This window comes from Photobacterium frigidiphilum (assembly GCF_003025615.1).
Lineage (GTDB): Bacteria > Pseudomonadota > Gammaproteobacteria > Enterobacterales > Vibrionaceae > Photobacterium > Photobacterium frigidiphilum.
Genome location: NZ_PYMJ01000040.1, coordinates 1 through 13,216 on the forward strand (window position 1 = coordinate 1; position 13,216 = coordinate 13,216).

General features: G+C 41.0%; 10 protein-coding genes. 6 read left to right on the plus strand and 4 right to left on the minus strand.

Features of this window, described 5'->3' with window-relative positions:
• Positions 1 to 1,423: AMP-binding protein (locus C9J12_RS25150; RefSeq protein WP_107245207.1), on the minus strand; the 1,423-nt coding region annotated here is incomplete at its 3' end.
• 268 nt (positions 1,424 to 1,691) lie between these two features.
• Between C9J12_RS25150 and C9J12_RS25155 the strand changes: the two genes are divergently transcribed.
• The gene (locus C9J12_RS25155) at positions 1,692 to 2,537 is read left to right on the plus strand and encodes a sulfurtransferase (protein ID WP_107245208.1); all 846 of its coding nucleotides are present in this window, start codon (positions 1,692 to 1,694) and stop codon (positions 2,535 to 2,537) included.
• Positions 2,538 to 2,634: 97 nt separating this feature from the next.
• Here the strand turns inward: C9J12_RS25155 and C9J12_RS25160 are convergent, their stop codons facing one another.
• Positions 2,635 to 3,462: a phosphate ABC transporter substrate-binding protein gene (locus C9J12_RS25160; protein ID WP_107245209.1), complete on the minus strand. Its 828-nt coding sequence runs from the start codon at positions 3,460 to 3,462 to the stop codon at positions 2,635 to 2,637.
• Positions 3,463 to 3,626: 164 nt separating this feature from the next.
• Positions 3,627 to 4,496 (minus strand): GGDEF domain-containing protein, encoded by an 870-nt coding sequence (locus C9J12_RS25165; RefSeq protein ID WP_107245210.1) that lies wholly within the window; start codon positions 4,494 to 4,496, stop codon positions 3,627 to 3,629.
• Positions 4,497 to 5,060: 564 nt separating this feature from the next.
• Here C9J12_RS25165 and C9J12_RS25170 point away from each other — a divergent pair.
• Positions 5,061 to 6,713 (plus strand): ATPase RavA domain-containing protein, encoded by a 1,653-nt coding sequence (locus tag C9J12_RS25170; protein WP_107245211.1) that lies wholly within the window; start codon positions 5,061 to 5,063, stop codon positions 6,711 to 6,713.
• Positions 6,714 to 6,741: 28 nt separating this feature from the next.
• Positions 6,742 to 8,190 carry an ATPase RavA stimulator ViaA gene (viaA, locus tag C9J12_RS25175; RefSeq protein WP_107245212.1) on the plus strand — a complete coding sequence of 483 codons (1,449 nt, stop codon included), beginning with the start codon at positions 6,742 to 6,744 and terminating at the stop codon, positions 8,188 to 8,190.
• Between the two features lie 85 nt (positions 8,191 to 8,275).
• Here the strand turns inward: viaA and C9J12_RS25180 are convergent, their stop codons facing one another.
• Complete coding sequence (locus C9J12_RS25180) at positions 8,276 to 9,394, minus strand: substrate-binding periplasmic protein (RefSeq protein ID WP_107245213.1); 1,119 nt, start codon at positions 9,392 to 9,394, stop codon at positions 8,276 to 8,278.
• Between the two features lie 268 nt (positions 9,395 to 9,662).
• Here C9J12_RS25180 and C9J12_RS25185 point away from each other — a divergent pair, with 268 nt between their 5' ends.
• The 3 genes from C9J12_RS25185 to rlmF all read left to right on the plus strand — a co-directional run bounded on the left by C9J12_RS25185 (position 9,663) and on the right by rlmF (position 13,166).
• A complete protein-coding gene (locus C9J12_RS25185) occupies positions 9,663 to 11,132 on the plus strand; it encodes an NfeD family protein (RefSeq protein ID WP_107245214.1) in 1,470 nt (489 codons plus the stop codon).
• Positions 11,133 to 11,181: 49 nt separating this feature from the next.
• Positions 11,182 to 11,949: a slipin family protein gene (locus C9J12_RS25190; RefSeq protein ID WP_107245215.1), complete on the plus strand. Its 768-nt coding sequence runs from the start codon at positions 11,182 to 11,184 to the stop codon at positions 11,947 to 11,949.
• 200 nt (positions 11,950 to 12,149) lie between these two features.
• Positions 12,150 to 13,166, plus strand: a complete 1,017-nt coding sequence (gene rlmF, locus C9J12_RS25195; protein ID WP_107245216.1) for a 23S rRNA (adenine(1618)-N(6))-methyltransferase RlmF — start codon at positions 12,150 to 12,152, stop codon at positions 13,164 to 13,166.
• Positions 13,167 to 13,216: the final 50 nt, after the last annotated feature.

Genomic DNA, 13,216 nt, shown 5'->3' on the forward strand with positions numbered 1-13,216 from the left:
GGCCAATCAGGTGACCGGAGGATTTGATCAGATCATCTTTGCGACCGACAAACCAGAAGTAGCCTGCTTCGTCTCTCATTGCTAGATCGCCGCTTAAGTACCACCCATCAGCAAAACAGTGTTGGTATTTCTTTTGCTGGTGGAGGTAGCCGCGAAACATTGATGGCCAACCGGATTTCAGCGCCAGCTCGCCCACCTGCATCGGCGCGGTTTCAACCTGCGGCACACCGTCCTTATCGGGATTAACAATCGCCGCGTCGATGCCGGGAAGCGGCTGCCCCATTGAGCCAGGCTTGACTGGCTCGCTCGGGAAGTTGGCAATCATGATGCCGCCCGTTTCGGTTTGCCACCAATTATCGTGGAAGGGCATCCCCAGTACTTTGTCGCCCCATTCGACGGCTTCGGGGTTCAGCGGCTCACCGACACTGGCCATAAAACGCAGTGCGGACAGATCAAACTGCTTAGTCAGCTCTTCTCCGGTTTTCATCAACATTCGGATTGCGGTTGGTGCGGTATACCAGACCGTGACGTGCTGGTCTTGCAAGATACGGTACCAGCGCTCGGCGTCAAACTCTTCCTCATCAATAATCATGGTGACGCCAAGACAAAGGGGGGCGATGATGCCGTAGGTTGTCCCGGTCACCCATCCGGGATCAGCGGTACACCAGTAGATATCTGACGGTTTGAGGTCAAGGGCATAATAAGCTGACAGCAGGTGGTGCTGCACAGCTTGGTGAACATGGATCACCCCTTTGGGTTTTCCTGTGGTGCCACTGGTAAAATGCAGCAGCGCCATATCTTCGGCTTGGGTGTGATGGCACGGCCTTTCTTGATCGGCATTGGTCATCATGGTTGTCAGATCGTAGCAACCGGGTTCGTTATCGGGGTTGCCATCAATCAGCAGTACGGCCTTGAGGTGGGGCAGTTCGCGCCACCACGTTTTGAGTTTTCGACGGTAGAGGCTGCGGGTGGTCAGGATTAGATTGGCCTCGCCAATTTCCATTCGTGAGCGGATAGGTTCAGGGCCGAAGGCAGAAAATAGCGGCGTAAAAACGCAGCCCGCTTTTAGGGTGCCAATCGCGGCAATGTAGAGTTCTGGTCTGCGCCCAGTAAGGCTGAACACCCGGCTACCGGCGGGGAGTCCTAGTTGCGCGAGCAGATCGGAAAAGCGATTAGATTGCTTGCTGAGGTCGCGGTAACTAAAATTTACAATCTGATCATCTTTGCTTATCCAGCGCAGGGCGACTTTATCTTCGTTGGGGGTTCCTAAGTGGCGATCAACTGCCTCAAAGCCGATATTGAGGCCGCCTGATAAGAGCCCTTTAGGCTGGGCATGCGACGGGAGGAGTTCTGTCTTGGCTTGCTGGTAATCTTTTAGATTGGCGCTGTTGGCCAATGTCTGCTTATAGATTGGCTTTACCATGTTATCTGCTCGATCCGGGAACAAACTTAATCGCTTAGGGGTTACTCACCTGAGCAATATCGTAAACCTCGTACATAGTGTGGTTTATCAGCGAAATCTTGCCATTGCAGTATTGAGAGATAAACTATCATTGTGATAGCAAAAGAAAAAAGATAGGGTTAATCCACATAGTTTAAAGAGTTTGCGCTCAATATTTAAAGCTCAAGTTTTTCTCTTAACTTGTCGGTTTGTAAGTTTTTTATTCAGCGTTATTTACAAGGAATTTTGAATGCCATTAGTACCTTCATCGTTAGTAACAACGGACTGGTTAGCTGAACATTTAACCGATGATAATCTTGTTATATTGGATGCAAGCTGGTTTATGCCAGGTTCTACACGAAATCCACAGCAAGAGTGGAGTGAAAAGCGTATTCCGCGTGCTCGGTATTTTGATTTTGATAAGAAAATTGCTGCGCCCAATACACAATTTCCACATATGCTGCCATCGCCAGAGTTGTTTGAAAAAGCAGTATCAGAATTAGGTATTAATAACGATGATATTGTTATTGTGTATGATACCCAAGGGCTATTTTCAGCGCCTAGAGTGTGGTGGATGTTTAAAGCAATGGGTCACAAAAATGTTGCTGTGCTTGATGGCGGGTTTCCAGCATGGCTAGCAGGAAATAACCCAATAGAAGAGGGCGAGTTAGCCGCGGCAGAAATAACGGCCTATAAAGCGGCTTTTGAACCTGAATGGGTTATTGATGCTGATACATTAGAAAGCCTACTCGATGACCATTCTGTTGCTGTGCTTGATGCCCGTGGTGCTGCTCGGTTTTTTGGTACAGAGCCAGAACCAAGACAAGGTGTTAGAGGCGGTCACATGCCTAACGCGAAAAGTCTTCCATTTTCGCAATTAATTAAAGATGGATTTTTTATTGAGAAAGAGTTGCTTATTAATCGTTTTAACGCTGTTTCTGATACAGAACAGCGATTAATATTCAGCTGTGGTTCGGGTGTGACAGCATGTGTGTTGGCTCTGGGGGCTGAACTTGCTGGGCGTAAAATGCTGACAGTCTATGATGGTTCGTGGACTGAGTGGGGTTCTACGTATAAATACCCAGTGGTGAAATAAGTTTTACGATTGAAATAAAAGCTAACCAACGTAGATGGTTAATACAGTTTGGTTAGCTTTTCAAATGAGAACAGCGAGTTGCTTTAATTGTTATTGATTAACTTTTATTAATAGCAATGTATCCACGTTCACCGATAATATTCTGCCCTTCATTAGAGGTAACGTAGTTTAAAAACGCTTGTGCATTTTTTGATACGTTCTTCTCTTTATATAACATTAAAAAAGGGCGAGAGATTAAATATTCTCCTGATTCGAGGTTATCAATGGTTGGCTTAACGCCTTCAAAAGACAACGGCTTAATAGAGTCATCCACAGAACCTAAAGACATATAGCCAAGTGCATGTACATTACGAGAGACTAAACTTTTCACCATGCCATTAGTGTTAACGACTAAGAGTTGTGGGTTTATATCAGACACCCTTTGACCTTCAATGTGTTGGGTTAAGCCCATGAAGTCTTCAAAAGAAAAGCGTGAGCCAGAAGCATTTTCACGGCTAACAACAGCCATTTTTAGATTTGGCCCACCGACTTCTTGCCAATTTTTAATTTCCCCATGGTAAATCTTTGATACTTGCTCTTTTGTAAGGTTGTTAACAGGGTTGTTTTTATTGACGACCAAAGCAATGCCATCATGTGCAATTGTTACCATTTTCACATCAGGGTTTATCTCTTCTTCACTAAGACGGCGAGAGCTCATACCTATTTCTGTGGCATCTTGTTTTACTGCAGAAATGCCAGCAGAAGAACCTATGCCTTGAACAGCAATAAAAGTATCTATATGAGAGCTTGAATAAGCTTCTGCTAAAATTTCCATCACATGGCTTACTGATGTTGATCCAGTAACTGTGACAGTATCTGTTTTGGCTTGTGCACTAAACGCCACGCTTGCACACAATGCCACAAGGGTAGTTGCCCTAAAAAACATTGACTTTCTCCGTAATAAGTTAGATTTCACACCATCTTATTACGGATGTATGACAGTTCTGTGAAAAATGCCTAACTCAATGAAGATGTTTGTGGGTTCCCGTGTAATAAGTTTAGTTGTTGATAATGTACGCACTTAATATATCAATAATGAGACTTCAAACATTAAGCCTTTTCTCTATTCTTATTATTTTTTTCTGTGTACATTGCTTTATCTGCTTGCATAAGAATAGAGTCAGGATCAGATAGGTTTCCTGGGTAGTAGGGTGCAATGCCGACGCTGATGCCGATATTATATTCTTCACGTATGTTTTTTGTTATATCGTAAAGTTCGCTGATCCATTCCTCGCACATCTGCTGATCATCGCTAGGCAGCAAAACAATGAATTCATCCCCGCCAATTCGATAACTTCGGCTACCAAGAGGTGCTGTTTTTAATAAACTGTTCGCTGTAATAACAAGTAACTCATCCCCTCGACTATGACCTAATCGGTCATTAACTTGTTTGAAATTATCGATGTCGATGTAAGCAAGCATGCCTCGCTGGTGGTTAATCGCCATTTCATCAAAACGTCGGAATAACGAACGACGATTTAATAACCCGGTTAATTCATCTTGTAATGCCTGGCGGCTGAGTACACTTTCTAAATCACGTGCTTTGGTTACCTGTGTATTTAGGCTGTCTATTAATGTACGACGTTGATGAAGTATTTTAATAAAACAAAAACACATAAGAAAAACACCAATATGCATGAAAACATCATCTGCATTGTTGAGTAGTTTATGGTTACCCAGTTCTGGAATCTCATCTAATAGATCTGCAAAAACACCAAGGCTATAAGTGCCTAAAGCCAAAATAAGCCAAGATTTAGTTTCCATACCAAAATCTTCGCGTAATAACATCATAATTAACACTAAGGTTATTATTGAGGTGAGTACTTCAAGGCTTTCACTTGATGGTATTAATGCCGATAGCAAAAAGCCAATGCACACGATAATAATCAGTCGCATAGGAAGTTGAGATACGTTGTTCATTGTAGCCTTAGGGTTTTTGTTTGAGATAACAGGTCCATATTGTCAAAGTGCATATGCTTGGACAAGATGTTTACCTTTTTCAATGAGGAAACATTGGCTGTGTCTTTTGTGTGACTAATTTTCAAAGTGAAATGAGTTAATTTTGACTCTATAAATTTTTATCGTCTTTATAAAATATAACCTTCTACTAAAAAATGGCCATGAAGGCATGTTGAAATTTCCGACAAAACGATATGGTTTGAAATTTCAAAATTAAATTTTTAATCGAAAATTATTGGCATGAAAATAGATTTAAGAATTAAGCGGATTTAACACATTGATTTAAGGAATATTTGTAAGTAAATGTAACAGTGTGTTTCGGGTGGTAAGTATTGGCGACAAAGTATTATTTTTGCAAACAATGTTTGCTTGCTTGTTGTTGATAGATCTCTTTGATATAAAAGTGTTAAAAGGTATTTGTTGTTAACACTTTTGCAACAATTGGGGTATTGTGTCTATGCTAAGTAATGGCAGCAATTGTTGTGCTTTGGCACATGGACATAACAATTAGAGAGGTCGGGAATTATGCTAACAATGGCAAAATCTGCACAACCGAATAAAGCGTTAATTTCTGAGAGGATTCAAAAGCTTATTAAATCGCTTTCTAGCGGTGTATACGAGCGTGAAGAAACCATCAAGCTTTGCTTACTTTCTGCTTTAGCGGGTGAGAGTGTTTTTTTACTTGGCCCTCCTGGTATTGCTAAAAGTTTAATTGCTAAACGCTTAATACAAGCCTTCGATAACAGTAAATTCTTTGATTACTTGATGACCCGTTTTTCCACACCTGAAGAAGTGTTTGGCCCTTTATCAATTCAAGAACTCAAAGATAATGGTAAGTATGTGCGTTTAATTGACGGATATTTGCCAACAGCTCAAGTCGTTTTCCTTGATGAAATATGGAAAGCTGGCCCTGCAATCCTCAATACATTACTGACAGTTGTAAACGAACGTACCTTTAAAAATGGTCAGGATGTGTTACCTGTACCCATGCGTTTGCTGATTACAGCGTCGAACGAATTACCAGATGAAGATAGTGGGCTTGATGCACTCTATGACCGCATGCTTGTTCGCGTGTTCGTTAATCGTATTCAAGAAAAGAAAAACTTCAAATCGATGCTAATGGATGACGGTCGAACATCTATCGTCATAGATCCAAGTTTAACTATTAAAGATGAAGAATATGTTCAATGGCAGGCTTGCATTGAAGACGTTAAATTATCTGAAGATATTTTTGAAAAAATCTATCAACTTAAATCCATGATAGAAAAGCAATCTGAAACGGCTGATATCGCAGAGGCAGATAGTGAACTGTATATTTCAGATCGACGTTGGAAGAAGTCTGTACGCCTATTAAAAGCGAGTGCTTTCTTTAATGGTCGAGACGAAATCAATCCGCTCGATCTCTTGTTACTTCAAGATTGTTTATGGCACAGCCCAGAATCGCGCAATGTTATTCGAACATTGGTACGTGAATTCGCGACAGAAAAAGCCTTTGATCAAAGTGCATCACAATCTGATGCGAACGAAGCTCAACAGATCATTGATGAAGTAAATGAACAGGTTGCCTCTGATCTTGTTGTAACATTCAGCCGTGAATCTACATTACGTAAAGAATGGTTTAAATATAACTTCAGTACCTCGAAACGCTACAATGTGAATAACAACCCACGCATGATTAAACTGGTTATGCTTCAGCAGAACCCGTCTGTTTCTGAAAAAGAGCAAGGCGATAGCCGTTGGGTTTACGTTGATGGTGATGAGTTCGATAAAAAAATCCGAACAGGGCGTTGTGATGTTTATGGTTTCGTCAATAAAAATACGAACCTGTGCCGCCTTCAGTTTGAAATCGATGCTCAGTGCCGCTTAGTGATTAAAGATATCGCGAATCGTGATGTGTTAGTCGGTATCGCGGGTAATAAAGGTATTACAGCAAAACAAAATGAACAGCTGCAAGAACGTGTGAAGCAGGCGTCAGGTAAAGTGACCGATGCAGAGCATAATATTAAGATCTCTCGTACGAGTTTCCACGGTGCACTTCCACATAATTTTGTTGAGAAAGAAATTCCAACATTAATTGAATGCAGTATTTCAGATGCCGCTGAATCTGTTTCAGAATTAAAGTTAGTGATTGAAAAAAGTGCGTTCAGAATTTCTCAATTATCCGAGTTTTTCTCGTAACTTTTCTCATAACTAAAGGGAGTGGTCTATGCCAGTATCTGAAGGTATTAATCTAGCGCTGATGCTCGTTGAATCGGGAATTATTGATAATGCTGTGCATGAAGTAATGGCTCGACCACAGTTATTGATGGCAGCCGAAGCCAGTCCTGGTATTAAAAGTGCGATGAAAAATCAGGTCATGAAATGGCGCGGTCAAGTTAAGAACAAAATTTCAAATGTCAGTATTGAAGAACAATTTAGCCAAGAGCTTGAACTTTACCAGGCTGCAAGTAATTGGAGCAAAGAAGAGTTTATGGATAACATTGATACAGTTATTCGTAAATTAGAAGGTCAGTCGGCCTTTTATTTTAAAGCGAAGCGGTTAAACGCACGAGAACATGAAAAGCATAACCCGATGTTTCAGAGTTACTTCTGCAATACATGGTATGAGTATTTGTCACATGCGCTAAAAGAAGCACAAGCCAACGATCTTGAGCAACATAAAGATAAGCTGATTGCTGATTTATACCAGCGTATTGAAACCATGAAACAAATGGAAGAAGTTACAGAAGCAGGCGACCCCAAAAAAGCGGGTCGGTTGTGGGATATGGCGAAAGCGAAGCTAACGCGTACAGATATCGATTCCATGAAGTCTATTGCCTCTTTCTTAAAGAAGAATAATGGTCTGAAAGAAATCGCAGAAAAGCTCGGAAGAATGGCGAATGAAATTGATGACCCTAATAAAGAGCGTGTGAAATCTGAAGACTTGCGAATGGTCGAAGAAAAGAGTGACAGCGTAACGGATGATATTGTCGGTATTCATGAAAGTGATGACTTATCCAAGTTGTTACCCAATGAAGCCATGTTTCTTGCTTACCCAGAGCTTGAAGTTGTGTTCTATAAGCACCTTGTCGATAAGCGTTTAATGAATTATCGCGTGCAGGGTTCACAACGTAAGTTGCGAAAAGTAAAAGCATTTAAACGTCAAACCAAGCAAGTCGATCAAGATAAAGGTCCTTTTATTGTTTGTATCGATGCGTCGGGGTCGATGTCTGGGTTTCCAGAGCAATGCGCTAAAGCACTTGCGTATGGTTTAATGCAAATTGCGTTAGCAGAAGATCGTGATTGTTACGTGATTATGTTCTCGACTCAACAGATAACGTACGAACTCACGAAACAAGATGGTTTAACGGAAGTGTTGAACTTTCTGTCTTATTCTTTCCATGGTGGTACAGATTTGGGGCCAGTATTGGATCAGTCGATTGATCTAATGACGTCCGATAAGTACAAAAATGCCGATTTGGTTGTGTTATCTGACTTTATCGCACCTTCTCAACCAGCAGAAATGCTGGCAAGAATCAGTAAGCTTAAAGAACAAAAGAACCGATTCCATGCGATTAATTTATCTCGCTACGGTAACCCTGAATTAATGACAATGTTTGATCACTGTTGGTCATACCATCCATCAAAACTAAGCCGCTTATTAAAGTGGAGATAGAAGATCCACAGAGCATCTTGAGGTAACTTGGGTATAAGCCCTCGCTGACATACAGCAAGGGCTTTTTATTATTATTTTTTTATTATTAGGGTATATCAGTAAAGTACTTATTCAGTGCTTGACGCCATTCATTACTTTGACGAATTTTTAACAGCGATCGATTCAGCTCTTCTTCATAAGGGCTGTTATCTTCAATGGCGAAGCCGTAGTTCTGCTTTTCGAATTGATACGGCAGTACAATCATATCTGTATACACGCCACGTTCTTTCGCCTTTTTTATCTGATATTTCAGGACAGGATCATCAGCGATCACGGCTTCTATTTCATTTTTTTCTAATGCGACTAGCATATCTTCTACCGTATTATACGCTTTATGAACAATGCTGTGATTGGTGAGAAACTGAGACGATGTAGATGACTTTTTAGCGCCTGTTTTAATGTTCGCGAGATCATTCGGATTCTTGATATCTGAATTTAATAAGCCCAATGTAAATGTACTGGCGAGAACAGCCGTAATACTGGCAATAAATAGTGTGGAGAAAATGGCAAGGATTACAGTCAAAACGCGCCCCGACAGCGTCTTAAACTCGAAATAATTAAAGGGTCCTTTGGTTATAAAGAGTAAGCCTAAAATGAACCCTTCAACGAACCGTGCTGGGCGGGTTTGCATAGAATAGAGCTTGTCGTTTACCTTGTTTTCAAGAAAATAAAAGACGCTACCAATTAATGCGGCGGCACATAAGAGAATTGCTAATACCAGTAAGAGTTTTTTGTTAGTTAGAATATTGATTATTGATGCTAGGTAGCCTTGTTTCTTAACTGCAATGGCAAGGTGTGTTTCATAAAACGAGTGTGAAAAGTCTAAGCGTTCTTCTCTTTCTGGGGTGATTGAAATACACGAAATTCCAATGTTGATCTTACCTTCAGCGACGGCATCGAGTAATTCTGTCAGGGGGTATTGCTTGATTTCGTATTGTAAATTTAAACGTTTAGCTATTTGTTCCCACAGTAGTATTGTTAACCCGGTGTAGTCTTCGTCGTTTTCGTGAATAACAAAGGGAGGGCAATGATAGCTTCCAACTTTAATCAATGAGTCTTGTTTTATATTGTTGGTTGAAGTGCTTTGTGCAGGAACCGATATAAACATGAATAAGAGGCAGAACAGAATAGAAAGTGGTTTGGTGATTGATTTAGTTTCTGCCATAACGACCCTCCTTTAAAAAATGACGAACAATCTAGCGAATGATTGTTTGTATAAATATAAATATAAATATAAGTATAAGCCCCATAACTGCTATTCGTGATGATTATTGAGAGGTAGTTAGGTAACTGTATTACACCATGTTTTTTATGTGTGTATTTAAGGTTGAACTATGCTTATAAAGTCGAGCTTATCGTCACTAAGATACTAACCCACCAGCACACTATCGTTTTAGGTTGGTATCGACACTTAATTAGGTAGAGGAGTCTATATGAAATTTCTCTCTCTCTGCGTATTCGTTACTACGCTATTGCTTCATTCTATTTCGGCGTTAGCGGATGATGTATGGGTTGTCGAAATAAACGGTGGTATTGGACCTGCAACAAGCGATTTTGTTGCTAGGGAAATCGAACAAGCGCAAATAGATAACGCATCCCTTGTCGTTCTCAAAATGAATACTCCCGGAGGGTTAGATACCTCTATGCGAGACATTATTCGTGCAATAACTACGTCATCTGTACCTATCGCTACTTGGGTTGGCCCTGCGGGATCTCGTGCAGCCAGTGCGGGTACGTATATATTATTGGCAAGTCATATCGCTTCAATGGCTCCGGGTACCAACCTTGGCGCAGCGACGCCTGTTTCATTAGGGGGCGGGAAAGCACCTGATAAATCAGATAATCCATTTGCGCCGAAAGGTGATTCGCAAAAAGGTGATGAAAACAGCGCCAAGAAAGATGATTCAACGAGCGACGATAAGTCAGTAACAAGCAAGTCAGATGATGAGGCTAAAAGCAGCGAATCGGATCAACAAGAAGGACGAGTAAAAGCCACTACGGCAATGGAAAAGAAAGTTATCAATGATGCGGCTGCGTACATCGTGAGCTTGGCAAAATTGCACGGCAGGAATGACGTGTGGGCAGAGAAAGCCGTTCGTGAAGCAGCCAGTTTAGATTCAGAAAATGCGCTAACTGAAAATGTGATTGATTTTCTAGCATCAAACCTAGATCAAGTCGTCGAAAAAACGAATGGTAAAACGGTTGTTATCAATGGCGTTGAACAAGAAATGTCACTGGCTAATGTTCAGTTTATAGAACGAGAGCAAGATTGGCGTTTTAGTTTGTTATCTGTCATCACCAATCCTAATGTTGCCTATATTCTTATGTTGATTGGCATCTACGGTCTATTACTTGAATTCTATAACCCTGGTGTCGGGCTACCCGGTGTAATGGGCGGCATTTGCCTTTTACTCGCGATGTATTCATTGCAAATGCTACCAGTGAGTTATGCGGGGCTTGGCTTATTGCTGTTAGGTATCGCATTAATGATTGCAGAGGCATTTACACCTAGTTTTGGTATTTTTGGCTTAGGTGGAGTAGTGGCATTTGTATTGGGCTCTATTATGCTGATGGATACGGAATTACCGGGATACAAAATTGCTTTACCACTCATTATTGGGTTAACCGTTGTATCAGCTTTATTTACATTTGTAATGCTTTCCTTGTTATTAAAAACACGAAGAAAACCGGTTACAACGGGGGTCGACGTTATTATTGGTCAGTACGCCAAAGTTGTGAGTGGTTTTCCTGGCTCAGGGCGAGTTCTGGTTGATGGTGAAATTTGGCAGGCAAGATGCGCAGATGGTTTACTGGTAGGTCAACGGGTAATAGTTAAAAAGGTATCGGGTTTATGGCTTGATGTTGAAACCAGCTATGTCGATAAAAATTCGGATAAAGAGTAATGGCACGAGTAAGACCATATTGAAGAATAACTAATAATAGGGGCTAATTATGTTCATCTATACTATTGCGACAATTGTAGCACTTGTGTTTGTGCTACTTGTTAGTATGTTCAAGATATTACGAGAGTATGAACGTGCAGTTGTGTTCTTACTCGGACGGTTTTATGAAGTAAAAGGACCGGGATTAATCATCATTGTACCTATTATTCAGCAAATGGTAAGAGTGGACCTACGAACCATTGTACTTGATGTACCTACACAAGATTTGATTACCCGAGATAACGTGTCGGTTAAGGTGAACGCTGTCGTATATTTTCGGGTGGTCGAACCGAAAATGGCCATCAATAACGTAGAAAACTACCTTGAAGCAACCAGTCAGTTATCTCAAACCACTTTGCGTTCTGTACTTGGTCAACATGAGCTTGATGAGCTTTTGTCAGCAAGGGAAGAGTTAAATCGGGATTTACAGGGAATACTTGATCAACATACCGATAACTGGGGGATTAAAATTGCCAATGTTGAAATTAAGCATGTTGATCTGGACGACAGCATGGTGCGTGCTTTAGCTAAACAAGCAGAGGCAGAACGATCTCGTCGGGCGAAAGTCATTCATGCGACGGGTGAGTTAGAAGCGTCAGCGAAGCTACGTCAAGCGGCGGAAGTATTAAATAAAGCGCCAAATGCGATTCAACTTCGTTATATGCAAACATTAACTGAAGTGGCGAATGATAGAACAACAACCATTGTCTTTCCTATGCCTATCGATATGGTGGCAAAGTTTACAGAAGTAATGAAAGCCTCGAATAAAGAAGAGTAACTGCGCCCTAGTTAGCACAAGTCCTTAATGAGAAAGAGGTGAGTAGCTTTTCATCAAATAAACGTGTTTGTCATAAAGAATCTCCTTAGATTCATTTGAAACAGGTACAATGGAAGCATTATTGAAGTGTTCAGCTTCGACGCTAAATTCGAATGCGATTCGGATGTTATGCGAACCTCATGTTCCATTGGTAAAGTGTAATGACTCAAAAGAAAAACAAACCAACACAGAAGAAAAAAGGGTTACACCCCCGTAACCCTCATAGTCAACGTTATGATTTTAATGCGTTGATATTAAGTTGCCCTGATTTAACGCCGTTTGTTGCTGAAAATCAATTCGGTGATCTGTCTGTTGATTTTTCCGATCCTGCTACTGTAAAAATGTTAAACAAAGCATTACTACACCATTTTTATAACGTCGAAAATTGGGATATTCCTCTAGGTTACTTGTGTCCACCTATTCCTGGTCGTGCTGACTATATTCACCATATTGCGGATTTATTGGCTAAGTCTAACGAAGGCGTTATTCCTCAAGGTAAGCACATTAATGGCTTAGATATTGGCATGGGCGCGAATTGCGTTTACCCGATAATTGGTCATCGAGCTTATGGTTGGCGTTTTGTAGGTTCAGATGTTGATGCATTATCAATAAAATCGGCAAAATTTATTGTCGATTCTAATCGTTCATTAGCGGGTGGCATTAAGTGCCGATTACAGAAAAAATCGGATAATATCTTTACTGGCATAATCAATGCTAACGATATCTTTGATTTCACCATGTGTAATCCACCGTTTCATGCTTCATTAGAAGAAGCAACGGCGGGATCTGAACGTAAGGTACGTAACCTTAGTACGAATGCGCACAAAAAAGGCAGCAACAAAAAAGCCGAACTTTTTGCCAAGAGTAATACCAACAAACCTGTTTTAAATTTTGGTGGTCAAAAAGCGGAACTTTGGTGCCCAGGTGGTGAAGCTGCATTTATTCAGCGTATGATCACCGAGAGCTCAGATAAGCCTGAAAATTGCTTCTGGTATTCGACACTAGTATCTAAGAAAGAAAACTTACCAGCGCTTTATAAAGCCTTAAAGCAAGTGAACGCTGTTGATGTTCGTACCATTGATATGGCACAAGGGCAAAAAGTGACCCGCGTTGTGGCATGGACATTTCTATCGAAAGAACAACAAACACAATGGCGTGAAGAACGCTGGAGTGTGTAAGACGTTGTTCAAACTGGAAAGTGGGTCTTAGGACTCGCTTTCAATTGTGA

Bases quoted from the DNA above. Each gene is read 5' to 3' on its own strand.
- C9J12_RS25155 (WP_107245208.1), top strand. From the start codon at position 1,692: ATGCCATTAGTACCTTCATCGTTAGTAACAACGGACTGGTTAGCTGAA.
- C9J12_RS25185 (WP_107245214.1), top strand. From the start codon at position 9,663: ATGAAATTTCTCTCTCTCTGCGTATTCGTTACTACGCTATTGCTTCAT.
- C9J12_RS25180 (WP_107245213.1), bottom strand. From the start codon at position 9,394: ATGGCAGAAACTAAATCAATCACCAAACCACTTTCTATTCTGTTCTGC.
- C9J12_RS25170 (WP_107245211.1), top strand. From the start codon at position 5,061: ATGCTAACAATGGCAAAATCTGCACAACCGAATAAAGCGTTAATTTCT.
- C9J12_RS25190 (WP_107245215.1), top strand. From the start codon at position 11,182: ATGTTCATCTATACTATTGCGACAATTGTAGCACTTGTGTTTGTGCTA.
- viaA (WP_107245212.1), top strand. From the start codon at position 6,742: ATGCCAGTATCTGAAGGTATTAATCTAGCGCTGATGCTCGTTGAATCG.
- C9J12_RS25160 (WP_107245209.1), bottom strand. From the start codon at position 3,462: ATGTTTTTTAGGGCAACTACCCTTGTGGCATTGTGTGCAAGCGTGGCG.
- rlmF (WP_107245216.1), top strand. From the start codon at position 12,150: ATGACTCAAAAGAAAAACAAACCAACACAGAAGAAAAAAGGGTTACAC.
- C9J12_RS25165 (WP_107245210.1), bottom strand. From the start codon at position 4,496: ATGAACAACGTATCTCAACTTCCTATGCGACTGATTATTATCGTGTGC.